General features: G+C 71.5%; 17 protein-coding genes. 14 read left to right on the top strand and 3 right to left on the bottom strand.

What is annotated here, in order from left to right; genetic code table 11:
* Positions 1–16: 16 nt before the first annotated feature.
* A complete protein-coding gene (locus AC5L3X_RS35820; protein ID WP_494862997.1) occupies positions 17–859 on the bottom strand; it encodes an SDR family NAD(P)-dependent oxidoreductase in 843 nt (280 codons plus the stop codon).
* 97 nt (positions 860–956) lie between these two features.
* On the opposite strand from AC5L3X_RS35820, the gene AC5L3X_RS35815 reads away from it, so the two are divergent.
* Positions 957–1,538, top strand: a complete 582-nt coding sequence (locus tag AC5L3X_RS35815) for a TetR/AcrR family transcriptional regulator (protein ID WP_494862995.1) — start codon at positions 957–959, stop codon at positions 1,536–1,538.
* Positions 1,539–1,551: 13 nt separating this feature from the next.
* On the opposite strand, the gene AC5L3X_RS35810 is transcribed toward AC5L3X_RS35815, so the two are convergent.
* Positions 1,552–3,117 carry a M28 family peptidase gene (locus AC5L3X_RS35810; protein WP_494862993.1) on the bottom strand — a complete coding sequence of 522 codons (1,566 nt, stop codon included), beginning with the start codon at positions 3,115–3,117 and terminating at the stop codon, positions 1,552–1,554.
* A 208-nt stretch (positions 3,118–3,325) separates the two neighbouring features.
* Between AC5L3X_RS35810 and nhaA the strand changes: the two genes are divergently transcribed.
* A complete protein-coding gene (gene nhaA, locus AC5L3X_RS35805) occupies positions 3,326–5,155 on the top strand; it encodes a Na+/H+ antiporter NhaA (protein ID WP_494862991.1) in 1,830 nt (609 codons plus the stop codon).
* Positions 5,156–5,239: 84 nt separating this feature from the next.
* On the top strand, positions 5,240–5,992 hold the full coding sequence (locus AC5L3X_RS35800; RefSeq protein WP_494862989.1) for a hypothetical protein: 753 nt from the start codon (positions 5,240–5,242) through the stop codon (positions 5,990–5,992).
* On the opposite strand, the gene AC5L3X_RS35795 is transcribed toward AC5L3X_RS35800, so the two are convergent.
* Positions 5,970–6,422 (bottom strand): hypothetical protein, encoded by a 453-nt coding sequence (locus AC5L3X_RS35795; protein ID WP_494862987.1) that lies wholly within the window; start codon positions 6,420–6,422, stop codon positions 5,970–5,972. The two genes, AC5L3X_RS35800 and AC5L3X_RS35795, sit on opposite strands and share 23 nt — an antisense overlap.
* 34 nt (positions 6,423–6,456) lie before the next feature.
* Between AC5L3X_RS35795 and AC5L3X_RS35790 the strand changes: the two genes are divergently transcribed.
* The 11 genes from AC5L3X_RS35790 (at position 6,457) to AC5L3X_RS35740 (ending at position 17,677) form a co-directional block, all read left to right on the top strand.
* Positions 6,457–7,473 (top strand): helix-turn-helix transcriptional regulator, encoded by a 1,017-nt coding sequence (locus AC5L3X_RS35790; protein WP_494862985.1) that lies wholly within the window; start codon positions 6,457–6,459, stop codon positions 7,471–7,473.
* A 67-nt stretch (positions 7,474–7,540) separates the two neighbouring features.
* Entirely contained in the window at positions 7,541–8,683 is a 1,143-nt protein-coding gene (locus tag AC5L3X_RS35785; RefSeq protein WP_494862983.1) for an ABC transporter permease, read from the top strand.
* Positions 8,680–9,405 (top strand): ABC transporter ATP-binding protein, encoded by a 726-nt coding sequence (locus AC5L3X_RS35780; protein ID WP_189128921.1) that lies wholly within the window; start codon positions 8,680–8,682, stop codon positions 9,403–9,405. Before AC5L3X_RS35785 ends, AC5L3X_RS35780 begins: the two co-directional genes overlap by 4 nt.
* Before the next feature lie 24 nt (positions 9,406–9,429).
* Complete coding sequence (locus AC5L3X_RS35775) at positions 9,430–10,020, top strand: TetR/AcrR family transcriptional regulator (RefSeq protein ID WP_494862981.1); 591 nt, start codon at positions 9,430–9,432, stop codon at positions 10,018–10,020.
* Between the two features lie 178 nt (positions 10,021–10,198).
* Positions 10,199–11,074: a dimethylsulfonioproprionate lyase family protein gene (locus tag AC5L3X_RS35770; RefSeq protein WP_494862979.1), complete on the top strand. Its 876-nt coding sequence runs from the start codon at positions 10,199–10,201 to the stop codon at positions 11,072–11,074.
* Positions 11,074–12,312: a metal-dependent hydrolase family protein gene (locus tag AC5L3X_RS35765; protein ID WP_494862977.1), complete on the top strand. Its 1,239-nt coding sequence runs from the start codon at positions 11,074–11,076 to the stop codon at positions 12,310–12,312. Before AC5L3X_RS35770 ends, AC5L3X_RS35765 begins: the two co-directional genes overlap by 1 nt.
* A complete protein-coding gene (locus AC5L3X_RS35760) occupies positions 12,309–13,418 on the top strand; it encodes an L-2-amino-thiazoline-4-carboxylic acid hydrolase (protein ID WP_189128917.1) in 1,110 nt (369 codons plus the stop codon). The genes AC5L3X_RS35765 and AC5L3X_RS35760 overlap by 4 nt, the downstream gene beginning before the upstream one ends.
* A 57-nt stretch (positions 13,419–13,475) precedes the next feature.
* Positions 13,476–14,771 (top strand): PucR family transcriptional regulator, encoded by a 1,296-nt coding sequence (locus tag AC5L3X_RS35755; protein ID WP_494862975.1) that lies wholly within the window; start codon positions 13,476–13,478, stop codon positions 14,769–14,771.
* A 260-nt stretch (positions 14,772–15,031) separates the two neighbouring features.
* On the top strand, positions 15,032–15,937 hold the full coding sequence (locus AC5L3X_RS35750) for an ABC transporter substrate-binding protein (protein WP_494862973.1): 906 nt from the start codon (positions 15,032–15,034) through the stop codon (positions 15,935–15,937).
* On the top strand, positions 15,924–16,895 hold the full coding sequence (locus AC5L3X_RS35745) for an amino acid ABC transporter permease (protein WP_494862971.1): 972 nt from the start codon (positions 15,924–15,926) through the stop codon (positions 16,893–16,895). Before AC5L3X_RS35750 ends, AC5L3X_RS35745 begins: the two co-directional genes overlap by 14 nt.
* Positions 16,892–17,677 carry an amino acid ABC transporter ATP-binding protein gene (locus AC5L3X_RS35740; RefSeq protein ID WP_189128913.1) on the top strand — a complete coding sequence of 262 codons (786 nt, stop codon included), beginning with the start codon at positions 16,892–16,894 and terminating at the stop codon, positions 17,675–17,677. The genes AC5L3X_RS35745 and AC5L3X_RS35740 overlap by 4 nt, the downstream gene beginning before the upstream one ends.
* Positions 17,678–17,692 lie beyond the last annotated feature (15 nt).

Raw genomic sequence — 17,692 nt, 5'->3', positions numbered from 1 at the left:
GCGGCACCGGTCGCGGTCATCGCGTGGCGGGCAGGCCGGCCAGCAGGTCGGCGGTGACCCGGTGGAGCCGGTCCGCGGCGGCCGGGTCGAAGGCGGTGCCGGTCAGCGGGAGCGGCTTTCCGCGCATGAACGCCGTGGCGGCGGCCTCGGGCGGGTGGTCGAGAAGCCGCGCGATGGGCACGATCGCCTTGCTCACGGGCATGGCGAAGAACCTGGCGAGCACCTTGGTCAGGGAGCGCATCGGCTGGCGGAGCGGGTCGGCCATGCCGGTGTTCACGAACCCCGGGTTGTAGAGGACGTACCTCGTCCGGGCTCCGGGGTGGCGGGCGGGAAAGCCGGCCCCCAGCAGGTCGAGACAGCGGGAGGACTGCATCGACGCGCGCATCCCCTTGTAGCCCTCGCGCAGTTGGAGGTCGTCCCAGAAGATCTGGCCGGGGAGGCCGCCGGACCCGGCGAGGCTCATGATGACGGGCGCGTCCGCGCGCTCCAGGCGTTCCATCAGTCCTTCGCCGATGACGACCCGGCTGAGGTAGCTGAGCGCGAAGGTGAACTCGAGCCCGTCTGCGGTCTCCTCGCGGACGGGCCGGAAGCGCTGCGCCCCGAAGACGAGCCCGTCCACCGCCTCCGTGGTCGCCGTCACCTCCTCGACCACCCGCCGCATGCCCGCCACGGTGCTCAGGTCGGCCCGCAGGAACACCGCGCGCTCGCCCGCGCCGAGCGCCTCCGCCTCGGCGAGGAAGGCCCTGCCCTTCGGCTCCCCGCTGGCGACGGCGATCACCCGGTCGCCGCGCTCCAGGAAGTGCAGGCCCAGCCCTTTGCCCATCCCGTCAGTACCGCCGGTGATCACATACGTACGCATGCAGGAGCCTCCGAGTCAATAAGTCATCGGTCGATGACAAGGAGACTCTAGGTGCCCCGGCAGACTAAGTCAACAACTGATGACTTATGCTGACTTCATGCAGCGACCCAGACGCCGCGACAAGGCGGCCACCCGCGCGGCCCTTCTCGACGCCGCGCGCCTCAGGTTCGCCCGGCAGGGCTACGACGGCACCGGAGTGCGCGAGATCGCCGGTGACGTGGGCGTGGACCCCGCCCTGGTGTTCCGCTACTTCGAGTCCAAGGACCGGCTCTACGCCGAAGCGGTGCGCACCGAGCTGCCCGCCGGGCCGGCGCCCGGGCGACCGCTCACCGACCTGGCCGCCACCCTGCTGCACGACGTGGTCTTCGCCGACTGGGAGCAGTTCGACGGCGAGCATCCGCTCCTGGTGATGCTGCGTTCCTCGGGCCGCGCCGCCGTACGCGACCGGCTGCGCCAGGAGCTCTGCGAGGGCTACCTGAAGGACTTCACCGAACGCATGGGCGGCGACGATCCCGCCCTGCGGGCCGAGATGGTCGGCGCGCTGCTGCTCGGCCTCGGCGTGATGCGCTCGCTCGCCGGCACTCCCGCGCTGGCCGCGGCCGGCTTCGAGGAGACCCGCGAGCTGGTCGCCCGCGTGGTGACCGCCCTGACGGAGGCGGGTCCCCCAGCCGCCGGCTGAAGGACCCTCCACGTCACTGCTGGGTGATCTTGACGTCGTCCACGCCCGCCTCGACCAGGCTGGCGCCCGAGGCGTCGGCGGCCTCGATCACGATGCGGACGCTCTGCCCGGCGAAGGCGGAGATGTCCGCGCTGGCCGTGCCCCAGGCCCCGTCACGGTCGGTGGCCGCGCCGGCCTGGGTGAACACCGTGGCACTGGAGGAGCCCACGACCCGCACGCGGAAGAAGTCGGCGCTGGAGGAGTTGCTGCCGTGGGCCAGGTACCACGACATCGAGACCTTCAGCACCCCGCTGGAGGGCAGCGTGATCGCCGGCGAGCGGATCGACGAGAGGCCGCCATCGACGTCGTTCGCGCCCGCGCTCGAACCGGCCGTGCGCCCGGTGACCAGGTCGTTCGTCCCGCTCACCGTGGTGCCGAGCTGCTTGGCGCCGCTGGAGGTGGTCGCCTCGGGGTCGCCCCGCTCCCACAGGCCCGCGGTCGCGGTGTCGGTGCCGTCGGGGTTGGTGACCCAGCCGGTGCTCGTCTCGAACGTGTCCGACCACACGGTGACCGGCGGCACGGCGGTGCCGAGCGTCCACACCGCGTGGGCGACGGCGTCGGCGTTGCGGTCCAGCGCCGTGTCGTTGATGTTGGCGGTCGTGTCGCAGGCGCGGTGGTAGCAGGGGTCGAACGCCTGCCCCGCCGTGCCTCCCCAGAGCTGGGCCTGGGCGGACGACTTGATCCCCTCCGCGCCGGTGAACGTGCCTCCGGCCGCGATGCCGACCGCGATGAACGGGCCGTAGTCGGAGCGGCCGTCGAAGTCGGTCCCCCGGGTGGGCACGCCGATGGAGGCGAAGTACGACTGCAGCGTCTGCTCCAGCTCTGCCGATCCCGCCGGGCCGGGGCCCGCGCCGACGCCGTCGGAGTTGTCGCCGTCGTACAGGAAGTAGCCGGCGTTGGGCGAGCCGACCATGTCGAAGTTCAGGTACCCCTTGATCTTCGCGCGTTCGGTGGCGGGCAGGTTGTTGACGTAGAACTGCGAGCCGCGCAGCCCCAGCTCCTCCGCGCCCCACCAGGCGAATCTCAGGTGCTTGGACGGCTGCAGCGCCTGGCGCGAGACCTCCAGCGCGACCTCCAGGATCGAGGCCGACCCGGAGCCGTTGTCGTTGATGCCGGGCCCGGCCGTCACGCTGTCGAGGTGGGCGCCGGTCATCAGGATGTCGTTCGGGTCGCCGCCGGGCCAGTCGGCGATGACGTTGTAGCCGGTGGCGCCGTTGTAGGTGAAGGACTGCAGCGTGGTGGTGTACCCGGCGGCGTCGAGCCGGCCCTTGACGTAGTTGGCCGAGGCCAGGTAGCCGGGGCGGCCGTGCGCCCGGTTGCCGCCGTTGGCGGTGGCGATCGTCTGCAACTGGGTGAGATGGGCCTTGACGTTGGCCAGCGGGATGTTGGGCGGCGCCACGGCCATGGCCGTCGCAGGGGACGCCGCCGTTGCCGCTGTTGACGCCGCTGGGAACGCCGCTGGGGACGCCGCCGCCGGTGCGGTCAGCGCGAGCGGGACGATCAGCGCCAGTGCGCCTAACGTGGTGTGGAGCAGCTTCATGACTTCCTCCGTTGGGGGGTAGGACAGAGGAGTGCTCGCCAAGGGGGCGGCCGGGGGTGCGCCGCTCCGTCCTGGCCTATCTGCGCGCCGCCCGAACGTAACGAGCCACGCTCATCTTGAGAAGACCCATAAATGTCCGGCCGGCCGGAAATCAGAGCGGGCGGCTTCACGTTCAACTTCCGTATCAACGGACATCGGAGGTTTGAGGATGTTGCGGGCGTTCTTCAGGACCGAAGCGGGGAGCACCAGCGTGCTGCTGGGCGCCACCCTGCTGGCCCTCCTCTGGGCCAACTCGCCCTGGGGCGACACCTACGACGCCTTCTGGCACACCCCGATGGGCCTGTCGTTCGGCACCGCCGACTTCTCCCTCGACCTGCGCCACTGGGTCAACGACGGCCTGATGGCGATCTTCTTCTTCCTCATCGGTCTCGAGATCTCCTACGAGGTCCGGCTGGGGCAGCTCAGGGACCGGCGGCTGATCGCCGTCCCGGCCGTCGCCGCGCTCGGCGGCATCCTGCTGCCCGCCGGCGTCTACCTCGCGCTGAACGCCGGCGGGCCCGGCGCGGGCGGCTGGGGCATCCCGATCGCCACCGACACGGCCTTCGTGCTGGGGCTGCTCGCCATCGTGGGAGCCAGGTGCCCGGACCCGCTGCGGGCGTTCCTGCTCACCCTGGCGATCGTGGACGACGTGCTCGCGATCATCGTCATCGCGATCTTCTACACCGAGAGCCTGTCCGTCGTCGCGCTGCTCATCGCCGCGGCGCTGCTGGCGGCGATCATGACGTTGCGGTGGCTGAAGATCTGGCGGGCGCCCGCGTACATCGTGCTCGGGTTCGGGCTGTGGGTGGCGACGCTGGAGAGCGGCGTGCATCCCACGCTGGTCGGCATCGCGCTGGGGGTGCTGGTCTTCGTGTACGCGCCGAGCGAGTACAAACTGCTGGCCGCGGGCGAGGCGGTGCACGAGTTCACCAACGACCCCAATCCCCGCGCGGCGCGCGAGGTGACGCGGCGGGTGCAGCGGGCCGTCTCGGTCAACGAGCGGCTGCAGCTGCGGCTGCATCCGTGGAGCGCGTACGTGATCGTGCCGGTGTTCGCGCTGGCCAACGCCGGGGTGCGGCTGGACGCCGAGACGCTGCGCCAGGCCGCGACCTCGCCCATCGCCATCGGCGTGGCCCTCGGCCTGCTGTTCGGCAAGTTCGCCGGCATCGCGCTCGGCACCTGGCTGCCGCTGCGGCTCAACTGGGGCGTGCTGCCGGGCAACCTGGTGTGGGGGCAGGTGTTCGGCGGCGCGGCCGTGTCGGGCATCGGCTTCACGGTGTCGCTGTTCATCGTCGACCTGGCCTTCGACGACACCTCGCTGCACAACCAGGCCAAGATCGGCATTCTGGCCGGCTCCCTGATGTCGGCGCTGGCGGGCTGGATCATCTTCCGGATGGCCTGGGACCGCGGCGGGGTGTGCGCGCCGCCCGAGGCCGAGCCGGAGGAGGAGCTGCCCGACCGGCTGAGCGTCCCGGTGGGCCCCGGCGACCACGTGCGCGGCCCGGCCGGCGCGAAGGTGACGATCGTCGAGTACGGCGACTTCGAGTGCCCCTACTGCGGCCGGTTGCACCCGGTCCTGCGGCAACTGCTCGACGAGCGGCGCGACGTGCGGCACGTGTTCCGGCACTTCCCGCTGCGCGCCATCCACCCGAGGGCCTTCCCCGCCGCGCTGGTCGCCGAGGCGGCGGCCGAGCAGGGCAGGTTCTGGGAGATGCACGACGTCCTCTTCGCCAACCAGCGGGCCCTGACCGACGCCGACCTGGCGCGCTACGCCGCCGACCTGGGCGTGGACCCCTGGCCCGACCCCGCCCGGCAGACCGCCCGGATCGCCGCCGACGAGCAGTCGGGCCACGCGAGCGGGGTGCGCGGCACGCCCACCCTGTTCGTCAACGGGGTCCGCTACCAGGGCAAGCTGGACCGCGTCTCGCTCTCCCGGGCCATCGACGAGGCCCACGCTCGGGTGAACGTGGCCACGGCCGAATCCGATCCCGGCAGTTAACCGATATTTCCCGCTGATCTGGACGTAGCGTACGGATGTGACAATGGCCTTGTAGCCCGCCCCCTGCCCGTGTTCCGAGGATTCATGACTTCAGAACGTCCCGGCCCGCAGGACCCCGATCCCAGCCGGACGGTCAGGCACCGCTGGCCGCGTCCCGCCCCGCCGGAGAACCCCGGCACGCAGCGCCTGCCCTACACCCCCGACATGCTGCCCGACGTCCCCCAGTACGAGACCAAGCCCAGCAGGTCCGGCTGGTGGTGGGCGATCGTGGTGGGCGGCATCGCGGTGCTCGTGGCGGCGCTGGCCGTGGCCGCGATCCTCTGGATGCGGGCCCAGGCAGACGCCCAGGCGCCGGCCGGGCCGGCGGGAGCGCCCACGGGGCCGCCGCGCGTCACGGACACGCGCGCCCAGGTCTCCTACCTCCTCCCGGCGGGCTGGGCGAAGACCGGCGACCCGGCGTTCACCTCGGGCATCGCGCACGGCGGCACGACCGTGGTCGCGTTCCGTCAGGAGGGGCCCGCGCTGAGCCCCGAGCAGTTGCAGGCCAGGGCCCGCACCGTCGCGATGGAGACCGCCCGGCGCCTGCTGCCCGCCATCGACAGCGGCGAGGAGACGCGCACGCGGCCGCTGGAGCTCGGCGGCCTGCCCGCCGCGACGGCGTCGTTCCGGGTGGTCTTCGCCGGCGCCGGCCAGGATCCCGCCTACGTCCGCCTGGTGGCGGTGCAGGCGGACGGCGCGATCTCCTACGTCTATGGCAACGCCGAGCCCGACGGACAGGCGGCCCGCCAGGCGCTCGACGCGATCCTGGACAGCGTCACGCCCGCACGAACTCCATGATCCAGTTGGTCTCCCAGGTCTGCTCGCCGTCCACCGAGAAGGCCTGCTCCCACCGGCAGGCGTCCTCCCCCAGGACGGTCCAGATGAAGCGGCAGCGCACGGGCCTCCCCTCGTCGGTGTCGTCGGCGTAGAACTCGCCCCGGCGCCCCTCGAAGCGGCCGACCATGGGCGGCAGGCCGAGCACACCGGTGACGCTGCTCGCCCAGTAGATCGACCACAGCTCGGTGGCCGGGTCGTAGATCCGGAGCGTCAGCCCGGCGTAGCCCTTGGTCGGGAAGACGATCTCGTCGAAGTTGGCGGCGCCGTCGAAGTGCCGGGTGATGACGGACCTGCCGGGGAACTCCTCCCACTCGTCGCTGCCCGCGAGCCGCTTGACGAGCCGGGTGTTGGTCACGTTCCAGGTGCCGATGAGGAAGTCGAAGCCGTTCATGAGCGAGACCGTAGGGCAGGGTCACTGACAGGTAATGTCAGTGAATGTGCGCGCATCTCGCCTCGTTTCGATCTTGCTCCTTCTGCAGACCCGCGGCCGCATGACCGCGCAGGCCCTCGCCGAGCGGCTCGAGGTCTCGGTCCGGACGATCTACCGTGACGTCGAGTCGCTGCACGCGGCCGGCATCCCGCTGTACGGCGACGCCGGCCCCAGGGGCGGCTACCAGCTGCTCGACGGCTATCGCACCAGGCTGACCGGGCTGACCCCCGACGAGGCGGAGTCGCTGTTCCTGGCCGGGCTGCCGGGGCCCGCGGCCGAGCTGGGGCTGGGCGCGGTGGTGACGGCCGCGCAGCTCAAGCTGATGGCCGCGCTGCCCGAGGAGCTGCGCGACCGGGCCGGACGGATCCAGCAGCGCTTCCATCTCGACGCCCCCTCCTGGTACCGCGACCAGGACCCTGTCCCCCATCTGCCCGCCGTGGCCGACGCCGTGTGGAACGAGCACGCGCTCCAGATCAGGTACCGCCGGTGGAAGGCTCCCCAGGAGGTGGACCGGCGGCTGGAGCCGTACGGGCTGGTGGTCAAGGCGGGGCGGTGGTATCTGGTGGCGCGGTCCGGCGAGCAGGTGCGCACCTACCGGGTCTCGCAGATCCTCCGCCTGCGGCCGTTGGCCGAGCGCTTCACCCGGCCCGAGGACTTCGACCTGGCCGCCTACTGGCAGCACTACCTCGCGGAGTTCGAGGCCCGGCTGCGCTGGGGGCAGGCGGTGGTGCGGCTGTCGCCGGACGGGCTGCGCCGGCTGGCCGACCTGATGACGCCCGGCGTGGTCACGGCGGCGCGGGCCAGCGCCGAGCCGGCCGACGCGGAAGGCTGGACGCGGGTGACGGTGCCGATCGAGTCGATCGGTCACGCGGTGGGCGAGTTCCTCAGGCTGGGCGCCGACGCCGAGGTGATCTCCCCGCCGGAGCTGCGCGAACGGGTGCTCGCCGCCGCCGAGCAGGTGGCCCTGCTCTATCGCGCCGCTCACATCCGGAATTCCATCTTTCCGACTTAATGTTGGTATCTTGCCAACGGCGCGTCGGCAAGTCGGGGCGCTCGTCCGTCCCCGTAAAAGGAGTGCCATGTTCCTGGCCTGGCGCGAGCTGGTCTTCGCCCGCGCACGTTTCGGCCTGATGGGCGGCGTCGTCGCCCTCATCGCGATCCTCGTCGTCCTGCTGTCCGGCCTGTCCTCCGGGCTCGTCAACGACGGCGTCTCCGGGCTCCAGCGGCTGCCCGTCACCGCGTTCGCCTTCGCCGAGGGCACCAAGACCGACTCCGCGTTCTCCCGCAGCACCGTCAACCTGAACCAGGCCGAGGCGTGGAAGGGCCGCGACGACGTCGCCGACGCCGCGCCGTTCGGCAACATGCTGGTCAACGCCAAGGCCACGACCGCCGCCGGCAGTCAGGTGCCGATCGATCTGGCCCTGTTCGGCGTCGAGCCCGGCTCGTTCCTCGCGCCCGCCGTCTCCGACGGCGCCGGGCTCGGCGACCCCGACGGGATCGTGGTCAGCCAGACCGTCCTGGACGAGGGCCTGGCCATCGGCGACACCGTCGTCATCGACCGCCTGGGCACCCGGCTCAAGGTGGTCGGCAGCACGGGCGACCAGCGCACCTTCGGGCACGTCGACGTGGCGTACCTGCCGCTGCGCGCCTGGCAGCAGGTGCACGCCGGCGCCGGGCCGGACGACCAGGCGCGTGAGGGGGCGTACGAGGAGGCCACGGCCATCGCCCTGCGCGCCCGGGACGGCGACCGGATCGACCTGTCCGGCGGCGACGCCGCGGCGGGCACCACGAGCATGACGCTCGACGAGTCCTTCAGCGCCTCCCCCGGCTACTCCGCCGAGACCTCCACCCTCACGCTCATCCAGGTCTTCCTGTACGCCATCTCCGCGCTCGTCGTCGGAACGTTCTTCACCGTGTGGACGATCCAGCGCAAGCACGAGCTCGCCGTCGTACGGGCCATGGGCGCCTCGACCGGCTATCTCATGCGGGACACGATGATCCAGGCGACCGTGATCCTGACCGTGTCCACCGCCGTGGGCTTCCTGCTGGGGGTGGGCGGCGGCACGCTGCTCACCACGACCCCCATGCCGTTCGCGCTGGAGGCGGGCCCGCTCGTCTTCGCCGCCCTGCTCCTCGTCGGCCTCGGCCTCGCCGGTGCCGCGGCGGCCGTGGGCCGCATCGTCCGCGTCGACCCGCTCGCAGCCCTGGGAGGGCAACGATGACCACCCGCTCCACGTCCCCGCACCCGGACTCCCGCCGGGCCGGCGCCCAGGAACGGGGTGGCCTGCTGGTGGAGGGCGTCACCCTGTCCCTCGGCGACGGCGACGCCACGGTCACCGCGCTCGACGACGTCGACCTCGACGTGGCGTCCGGCGAGTTCGTCGCCATCGTCGGGCCGTCCGGCTCCGGCAAGTCGAGCCTGCTCGCCGTCGCCGGCGCGCTCACCACGCCCGACACCGGCCGGGTCCTGCTCGACGGCGTCGACATCTCCCGGGCGAGCTCCCGCGAGAAGGCGCGCCACCGCCGCGAGCGGATCGGGTTCGTCTTCCAGTCCGGCAACCTCATCCCCGCCCTCACCGCGCTCGACCAGCTCCGCTTCGCGCTCGACGTGGCGGGCAAGCGCGCGGGTGACGGGCACGACCCGCGAGAGCTGCTCGACCGGGTCGGCATGGGGCACCGCGCCGGGCACCGCCCCCACCAGCTGTCCGGCGGCGAGCGGCAGCGGGTGGGCATCGCCCGCGCGCTCGTCACCCGCCCGGCCGTGCTGCTGGTGGACGAGCCGACCGCCGCGCTCGACCGCGCCCGCAGTGACGACATCGTCAAGCTGCTCGCGCACGAGACGCACGAGTCCGCCGTGGCGACGATCATGGTCACCCACGATCACGACGTGCTCGGCCACTGCGACCGCGTCCTGTCGATGGTGGATGGGAGACTGTCGGAGTAGGCCGACCATGGTGGAGGAGGGCAGGTGCCACGCATCCAGGCGCCGACCGTCGCCGAGCATCGGGCCGCCCAGCACAGGGCGCTGCTCGACGCGGCCAGGCAGATCCTCGCGGAGACCGGCCGGCCACCGACGCTGACCCGGGTCGCGGCCCGCGCCGGGCTGGCCCGGCCCAGCCTCTACCAGTACTTCCGGTCATCGGAGGACCTGCTCAACGCGCTGGTGGAGGACGTCTTCCCTCGCTGGTCGGCCCGGGTCGCCGCCGCGATGGAGGCCGCCGCGACCCCCGCCGACCGCGTGCTCGCCTACGTGCTGACCAACTTCGAGCTCATCACCGAGGGCGAGCACGCGCTGGCCACCGTCCTGGCGGAGGTCGCGCCGGGCGACGCGGTCGCCGAGCAGAGCCGTGCCATGCACGAGCAGCTGCTGGAGCCGCTGGTGGATGCGCTGCGCCACCTCGGCGTCCCCGCGGTGCCCGAGACGGCCGAGATGATCAACGCCATCGTGTTCGCCGGATCCCGGCTGATCGAGTCCGGCACCGAGCTGGAGACCGTCTGGGAGTCCGCGCGGGCCCTGCTGGAGCCGTTCGTACGCGCCGCGGGCGAGACGACGGCCTGAGCGGGGCCGCCTCGTCTCCACCAGGACGAGACGGCTCGACAGATGTTGCGCCGCCCGCCGGATGCACGCGACGAATACCCGGTCCGTGAGATCCCGCCCCCGCCTAGCATCGTCGGCGAAACGGGCTCTATGCCCGAAAACGGCTTTTGTCGCACTGGGAGCTTTGTTGCCCGCTTCGATGCACTTTCCGCGGTCTGTCGCCTCGCGTTCCGGAGACAACCTCCACCAACTGCCCGAATTCCGCGACACGCAGGTGCTCGGCCTGCTGCCGGACACCCTCGGGGCCGACGCGGACATCACCTTCGGCGAGGTCACGCTCGCGCCCGGCCAGGTCGTGCCGACCCACAGCAACGGGCACGCCGAGGCGATCTTCATCGCCGAGGGCACGCTGCGGCTGTGGCGACCGGGCGGCTCGGTGGAGCTGTCGGCTCCCGGCGCCGCCTACTTCCCGCCCGGAGAGGCGCACTCCATCGCCAACATCGGCGCCGAGCCCGCGCGCTTCTTCGTCGCCTACGCCACCGGCGGCCACGAGAAGACCGTGACCTCCCGGCTGCTGCCCGACACGGCGCTCGAATCGGGCGCGAACCCGAACACCGCCCCGTCCACGGGACTGTTCGACCGGTGGGCGGTCGCCGAGGACATGGTCTCGTGGGTCCCGGTCGAGCCGTCGAAGGGGATGCGGCTGCGCTGCCGCTATCTGCTGGAGCCGGCGTCCGGCACCAAGGAGTTCGTGATCGGCACGGCGGGCGTCGACCCGCACCTGCACTACACGATCCACCGCCACGCCCCGGCGGAGATCTACCACGTGCTCGAGGGCACCGCGACGATCTACGTGGGCGACGACGCCTACGAGGTGGCGCAGGGCGACACGGTGTACGTGCCGGCGTGGGCTCCGCACGGCATCGACACCGGCGACTCCGAGCTGCGCATGTACTGGTTCTACACACTCGACGCGTGCGACGGCACCTGGGCCTGGGAGCCGCTGGAGCCGGTCTACTCCACGCCGCCGCGCCGTCCGCTGGAGACGGGCCCCCGCCGGGGATGTCACGTCTGATGGGCCGCACCCTCTTCACCGGCGGCCGGGTCTTCGACGGCACGGGCACCGCTCCCGAAGCCGCCAACGTACTCGTCGAGGACGGCGTCATCGTCGCGGTGGGCACCGAGCTCGCCATCGGCGACGGCGACCGGGTGGTCGACGCGACCGGCCGGATCGTCCTGCCCGGCCTGATCGACACGCACGTGCACCTGACGCTCTCCGACATCAACCTGGTCAACCGCGTCTCCAACCCGTTCTCGCTGCACTTCTTCCAGGCGGTGGTCAACTGCCGCAAGACGCTGGAGACCGGCATCACCACCGTGCGGGACGCGGCGGGCGCCGACCTCGGCCTGAAGCAGGCGCTGGCGCAGGGCCTGATCGAGGGTCCGCGCACCCTGATCGCGGTGAACATGATCAGCCAGACCGGGGGGCACAACGACGGCAACCTGAGCTGTGGCGTGGACCTGGCCCTCTTCGCCCAGCATCCGGGCGTGCCATCGGGGATCGCCGACGGCCCCGACGAGATGCGCAGGACGGTCCGCACCATGCTGCGGGCCGGCGCTGACGTGATCAAGGTCGCCACCACGGGCGGCGTGCTGTCGCCCTCGGACGATCCGCGCCATGCCCACTTCCGCCCCGACGAGCTCGCCGTACTGGTCGCCGAGGCCAACGCGGCGCACGTGCACGTGATGGCGCACGCCCAGGGCGTGGAGGGCATCAAGAACGCCGTACGCGCGGGGGTCCGCTCCATCGAACACGGCATCTTCCTCGACGACGAGGCGATCGAGCTCATGCTGGCGCACGGCACCTGGCTGGTTCCCACCCTGATCGCGCCGACGTCGGTCATCGAGGCGGCCCAGCGCGGCGAGCTGCACGAGCCCGCCGTGCTCGACAAGGCGCTCGAAGTCGCGTCCGTGCACCGTGACGCCGTCGCCAAAGCCATCGAGGCGGGCGTCAACATCGCGCTCGGCACCGACACCGGAATCGGCCCGCACGGCGACAACCTGCGCGAACTTCCGCTGCTCGCGGAGTGCGGGCTGCCCGCCTACGAGGTGTGGGCCGCGGCCACCTCCCGGGCGGCGGAGCTGCTCGGCCTCTCGGACCGGATCGGCCGCGTCACGCCGGGCCTGACGGCGGACCTGGTGCTGCTCGAAGGCGAACTAACCGATCTGTCCGACCTGCGCGGCCGGGTGACCGAGACGTGGCAGGCCGGCCGCCGCGTGTACAACCGAGGAGAGGACGGCAACCGCTCATGACCGCCGACCACGCCACCGCGTCCGGGACGAAGGAGACGGGAGCGTCGTCTCTCGCGTCGCTGCGGTCCTTCCAGGACTACCACTGGCTGAAGCTGAAGGTGTTCTACCAGGCGGTCGAGCGCCAGCACGGCGCGCCGGGCCTGGAGGCGATCGCCCGGGGAGTCCGCCAGGAGGGCGTCTTCCGCGGCACCGCCATGCGCGATCAGGCCGCCTCGTTCGTCACCGGCCGCGATCCGGCCGCGCTGCTCGAACACTGGGACAGCGGCGAATGGGAGCTGGCCGCCGCCGACGGCGAGCTCTCGGTCGCCACCGACGGGCCGGCCGTCGTGCTGACCCTGCCGGAGGCTCCCGGCCGGGCGTACCTGACCGAGCAGATCGGCGAGACCGCCGCGCTGTCCGCCCTGCGCCTCTACTGGCCTGAGCTGTCGGCGGGCATCGCGACGGGTTACGGCGCCGGGGTGGGCATCGAGGCCGACGACGTGGCCGCCCGTCCCTGGCGCCTGCGCGTCACGGGGGCCGATCCGGCGCAGCGGGCGCCGCGCCTCGGCGCCCTGGCGGCGGATCCGGTCCGGCTGATCGAGGTCAACCGGCGCACCACCGGCCTGCTCGCGGCGATGCAGATGTACATCTCGCGAGAGCTGGTACGGGCCTACGACGCCTCCGGCGAGGAGACCATCCGGCAGGCGGCCTACCGGTTCGGCGCCGACCGGGGCGGCGCGATCCGCGACCGCATGCTCGCCCTGGGCAAGCCGCTGACCATGGCCAACTTCGCGAGCACCGACGGCCTGCAGGAGCGCGACCCGAGCGAGGCGGTCTTCGTCTTCAAGGAGCGCCAGCACATCAGCGACGGCGCCTACTACCTCGACTGCACCTACTGCCCCCTGGCGGAGGTCTGGGCGTCGGAGGGCGAGGAGGGACTGCGGCTCGGCTACCTGTTCGACTCCTCCAACCATCGGGGGCTCTTCCAGGGCTACAACCCGGAGACCGAGGTGCGCTGGACGTCGGTGAAGTCGCGCGGCGACCAGGTCTGCAGGTTCCGCTTCACCGTTCCTGGGCTGCTCACCGAGGACGATCCCACCCCTGAGGAGTTCGACCGTCTGGGCTAAATATCGCTTTAATAGCTATTTGCCCAGGTAAGGGGGTTTTGCCCCTACGATGGCGGCATGATTGCCGAGCTGCAACGCATCGCCGACCGGTTGGGGGCGGCCCTTGACCGGCCGGTGGCGATCGACGACACGCAGCTCCGGCAGTACGTCTACACCTACCATCCCAGCGGCAACGACCCGGCCCGTGAGCAGGCCATCCTGCGCCGTCACGCCGGCCCCGACATCCTGCGCTGGATCACCGTCCACCGGGCCCCGGAACGCAAGGGCGCCTTCCTGCTCCCCGCCAACCCCGCCATCGGGATGACCTGCCCGCGCTGGGCCGCGGTCGCCCGCGTCGGCGGCAAGGCCGTCGCCTACATCTGGGTGCAGGTCGACGATCCCGAGCTGGCCGAGTCGCGGCGACGCCGGATCGAGGCCGCCGCCGAGAGCGTCGCCGAGGTGTTCCAGCGCCAGCGGCACATCGACGAGCTGCGCAGCCTCAGCGAGCGGGAGAGCCTGATCCGGCTGCTGTCCGACGACATCGAGGCCCGCGTCCGCGCGGTCGAGCGCATCGCCGACGCGGACATCTTCCGGCACGAGTGGCCGGCCGCCGTGGCGGTGTTCCTGCCCGTCTCCAGCACTGGGGCGGGGCTGGACGAGGCGGAGCGGTCGAGCCTGTCGGCGGCCCTCGAATCGGTGCGGATGACCCTTCCCGCGAGGCAGACCCTGAGCCTGGTACGCCAGAACCACGGCCTCCTGGTGATGGCCAGGCCGGACGACGGGGCGGTGCCGAGGCACACACTGGACCAGAGACTCGCCGAGACGGCCCGGGAGAAGATCGAGCTGGCCCTGTCGGCGACCGGTCCGTTCACCGTCTGGGCCGGCGTGGGCAACGCGTGCCCGCAGCTCACGGAGCTGGTCGCCTCCTACCGCGAGGCGCTGCGCGGCGCCCAGGTGGCCGCCTCCCTCGGCAGCATGGCCCGGACCGTGCACCACAGCGGCCTCGGCGTGTACGCGCGCATCGCCCAGCTCGTGAACGACCAGCCGGAGGAGGTCGTCCTCCATCCCGGCATCCGCCTGCTGATCGACCGGGAGAGCGTGGGCGCCCCGCTGGCCGAGACGCTGGAGGTCTTCCTCGACAACGCCGGAGACGTGGCGCGCTCCGCCCAGCGGCTGCACCTGCACCGCGCCTCGCTCTACGGGCGGCTGCGCCGCATCGAGGAGCTCACCGGCCTGGACCTGGGCAACGGCCACGATCGCCTGGTCGCCCATCTGGAGCTGAAACTGGCCCGGCTCCTGCGGCTGCGTCAGCCGTACGGCGTGGACGCGGCCGGCGCCACGAGCACCGGCTCCCCCGCGTTAGGCGACACGTAGGCGACCGTACGCCGACGGCCGGAGACGCCCGCCGGTCATGATCCCCGCCCTCGACGCGCCCGCCGGTTCGCGTCGCGTTGACAAATGTCGCTCCACCCGTAGCGACGTGCAACATCTGTCGGCAGTCAGCGGAAGGTCACTCTGCGAAGATTCCGGCAATCCCACCCCTTCCCTGGAGGTTCGATGACCGCTCTCCACCGGATCCCGCCCCGGCGGGCACTCCGCGCTCCACTGTCGTGTTCCAGGTAGGGGGGCGGACGATGAACCGGACGACGAAACTGCACACCCTCGCGCTGACCGCCACGCTCGCGCTGACCGCGTGCGGTGGCTCCGGCGACGCCGGCTCAGGCGCGGGCGAGACCACCGCCAAGCCCGCCGGCACCTGGGCCAGCGCCGATCCCGCGCTGGCCGAGGAGCTCAAGGCCGCCGGGTTCACCGGCCCGCTCAAGGGCGCGACCGACCTCACGATCGGCATGCCGTGGGCGGTGGACGAGGGCGGCAAGCCCGCCGGGCTCGACATCGACCTGGGCGAGGCCCTGGGCGATGTGCTGGGCACCGAGATCGACCTGCAGAACACCAGCTTCGACAGCCTGATCCCCGGGCTGGCGGCGGGCCGCTACGACGTGACGATCTCCGCGATGCTGGACAACAAGAAGCGCCAGGAGCAGGTGGACTTCGTCGACTTCATCATCGACTCCTCCGGCTTCGTCGTCACCGCCGACAGCGACATCGACGATCTGACGCTGGAGACCAGCTGCGGCCGGACCATCGGCGTGGTGCGGGGCAGCGCCGAGGAGATGTACCTGTCGGAGCAGAGCACCAAGTGCGAGCAGGACGGCAAGCCCGCCGTCAAGCTGCAGGTGTTCCAGCAGCTCCAGCAGGCCATGCTGGCCGTCACCAGCGGCCGCATCGAGGCGCTGTGCGGCGACAGCCTGCAGAACTCCTACCTGGAGGCCAAGCCCGACTCCAAGATCAAGCAGGTCGGTGAGGCGATCAACGAGGCGCCGGTGGGCATGGCCCTGCCGAAGGGCAGCAAGCTCGTGCCGGTCCTGCAGAAGGCCCTGCAGAAGCTCGTCGACGACGGCGCCTACCTCAAGATCCTGGAGAAGTACGGCGTCGCGGACGGCGCGCTGACCAAGATCACTGTGAACGATGCCCGAAGCTGACCGTACGACCTCCCTGGACGACGGCAACGTGGCAGGGGACCCGCAGGGGCACGGCGACGACGTACGCGCCGTGCCGCTGCGGCACCCCGGCCGCTGGGTCGCCTCGGCACTCGTGCTCGTCGTCGCGGTGGCGGTCGCCTCCTCCCTCGTCACCAACGAGCGCTTCCAGTGGGACGTCGTCGGGGAGTACTTCTTCTCCTCGGCGATCCTGTCCGGCCTGTGGACCACGCTCTGGCTGACCGCGGTGTCCATGACCATCGCGGTGGTCCTCGGCATCGTCATCGCGCTGATGCGGCTGTCGCCCAATCCGGTGCTGAAGGGCGGCGCCAACCTCTACACGTGGTTCTTCCGCGGCACCCCGCTGCTGGTTCAGTTGATCTTCCTGTTCAACATCTCCGCGCTGTATCCCGTGCTGACCGTCGGCGTGCCGTTCGGCCCCGAGTTCTTCGACATCCCGGCCAACGACATCCTCACTCCGGCGCTGGTCGCCATCATCGGGCTGTCGCTCAACGAGGCCGCCTACATGGCCGAGATCGTGCGGGGCGGCATCAACTCCGTCGAACACGGCCAGACCGAGGCCGCCCAGGCACTCGGCCTGCGCCGCTCGGTCATCATGCGGCGCATCGTGCTGCCGCAGGCCATCCGGGTCATCCTGCCGCCCACCGGCAACGAGACGATCTCGATGCTGAAGTACACCTCGCTGATCAGCGTGATCGCGATGCCCGAGTTGCTCTACTCGGCACAGGTCATCTACTCGCGGACGTACGAGACGATCCCGCTGCTGATGGTGGCCAGCCTCTGGTACCTCATCGTGACCAGCGTGCTCACCCTCGGCCAGACCTATCTGGAACGCAGGACGTCCCGCCACCGGCGGACGACCGAGACCTTCGCCGGCGGGCTGCTGCGCCGGCTCCGGCCGCACGACACGCGGGTGACCGCGGGGAGGGAACGCCCATGACGACATCCGAAGCGTCCGCGTCCCCGCCCGCGGTCCGCATCCGCGGCGTCCGCAAGTCCTTCGGCCGGCTCGAAGTGCTGCGCGGCATCAACCTGGAGGTGTGGCCCGGCGAGGTCGTCTGCCTGATCGGGCCGTCCGGCTCGGGCAAGTCCACGCTGCTGCGCTGCGTCAACCACCTGGAGAAGGTCGACGGCGGCCGGATCGAGGTGGACGGCGAACTCGTCGGCTACCGCCGCAAGGGCGACAAGGTCTACGAGCTGAAGGACCGCGAGATCTGCCGCAAGCGCGAGCAGATCGGCATGGTCTTCCAGCAGTTCAACCTCTTCCCCCACATGACCGTCCTCGGCAACGTCGTCGAGGCGCCGGTACGGCTCGGCAAGATGCGGCAACGGGAGGCCGAGGCCGCCGGCCGCGAGCTGCTGGCCAGGGTCGGTCTCGCGGAGAAGGAGTCGGCGTACCCGAGGCAGCTCTCCGGGGGCCAGCAGCAGCGGGTGGCGATCGCCCGCGCGCTGGCCATGCGCCCGCGCCTGATGCTCTTCGACGAGCCGACGTCGGCGCTGGACCCGGAGCTGGTGGGCGACGTCCTGGCGGTGATGGGCGACCTGGCCCGGGACGGCATGACCATGATCGTGGTCACCCACGAGATGGGGTTCGCCCGCGAGGTCGCCGACCGGGTGGTGTTCATGGACCAGGGGCGGCTCGTCGAACAGGGCCACCCGTCCGAGATTTTGGAGCGCCCGAGCCACGAACGGACCCAGGCCTTCCTGCGCCGGGTCCTCTAGCTCGGGACACAGGAA

This window comes from Nonomuraea sp. CX421 (assembly GCF_059358955.1).
The sequence above is the reverse complement of the archived record's forward strand: the minus strand, read 5'-3'. Positions and strand labels throughout refer to the sequence as shown.

What these genes read in the sequence shown, in the direction of transcription:
- AC5L3X_RS35820 (WP_494862997.1), bottom strand. Translation starts at nt 859, where the DNA reads ATGCGTACGTATGTGATCACCGGCGGTACTGACGGGATGGGCAAAGGG.
- AC5L3X_RS35815 (WP_494862995.1), top strand. Translation starts at nt 957, where the DNA reads ATGCAGCGACCCAGACGCCGCGACAAGGCGGCCACCCGCGCGGCCCTT.
- AC5L3X_RS35810 (WP_494862993.1), bottom strand. Translation starts at nt 3,117, where the DNA reads ATGAAGCTGCTCCACACCACGTTAGGCGCACTGGCGCTGATCGTCCCG.
- nhaA (WP_494862991.1), top strand. Translation starts at nt 3,326, where the DNA reads ATGTTGCGGGCGTTCTTCAGGACCGAAGCGGGGAGCACCAGCGTGCTG.
- AC5L3X_RS35800 (WP_494862989.1), top strand. Translation starts at nt 5,240, where the DNA reads ATGACTTCAGAACGTCCCGGCCCGCAGGACCCCGATCCCAGCCGGACG.
- AC5L3X_RS35795 (WP_494862987.1), bottom strand. Translation starts at nt 6,422, where the DNA reads ATGAACGGCTTCGACTTCCTCATCGGCACCTGGAACGTGACCAACACC.
- AC5L3X_RS35790 (WP_494862985.1), top strand. Translation starts at nt 6,457, where the DNA reads ATGTCAGTGAATGTGCGCGCATCTCGCCTCGTTTCGATCTTGCTCCTT.
- AC5L3X_RS35785 (WP_494862983.1), top strand. Translation starts at nt 7,541, where the DNA reads ATGTTCCTGGCCTGGCGCGAGCTGGTCTTCGCCCGCGCACGTTTCGGC.
- AC5L3X_RS35780 (WP_189128921.1), top strand. Translation starts at nt 8,680, where the DNA reads ATGACCACCCGCTCCACGTCCCCGCACCCGGACTCCCGCCGGGCCGGC.
- AC5L3X_RS35770 (WP_494862979.1), top strand. Translation starts at nt 10,199, where the DNA reads ATGCACTTTCCGCGGTCTGTCGCCTCGCGTTCCGGAGACAACCTCCAC.
- AC5L3X_RS35765 (WP_494862977.1), top strand. Translation starts at nt 11,074, where the DNA reads ATGGGCCGCACCCTCTTCACCGGCGGCCGGGTCTTCGACGGCACGGGC.
- AC5L3X_RS35760 (WP_189128917.1), top strand. Translation starts at nt 12,309, where the DNA reads ATGACCGCCGACCACGCCACCGCGTCCGGGACGAAGGAGACGGGAGCG.
- AC5L3X_RS35755 (WP_494862975.1), top strand. Translation starts at nt 13,476, where the DNA reads ATGATTGCCGAGCTGCAACGCATCGCCGACCGGTTGGGGGCGGCCCTT.
- AC5L3X_RS35750 (WP_494862973.1), top strand. Translation starts at nt 15,032, where the DNA reads ATGAACCGGACGACGAAACTGCACACCCTCGCGCTGACCGCCACGCTC.
- AC5L3X_RS35745 (WP_494862971.1), top strand. Translation starts at nt 15,924, where the DNA reads ATGCCCGAAGCTGACCGTACGACCTCCCTGGACGACGGCAACGTGGCA.
- AC5L3X_RS35740 (WP_189128913.1), top strand. Translation starts at nt 16,892, where the DNA reads ATGACGACATCCGAAGCGTCCGCGTCCCCGCCCGCGGTCCGCATCCGC.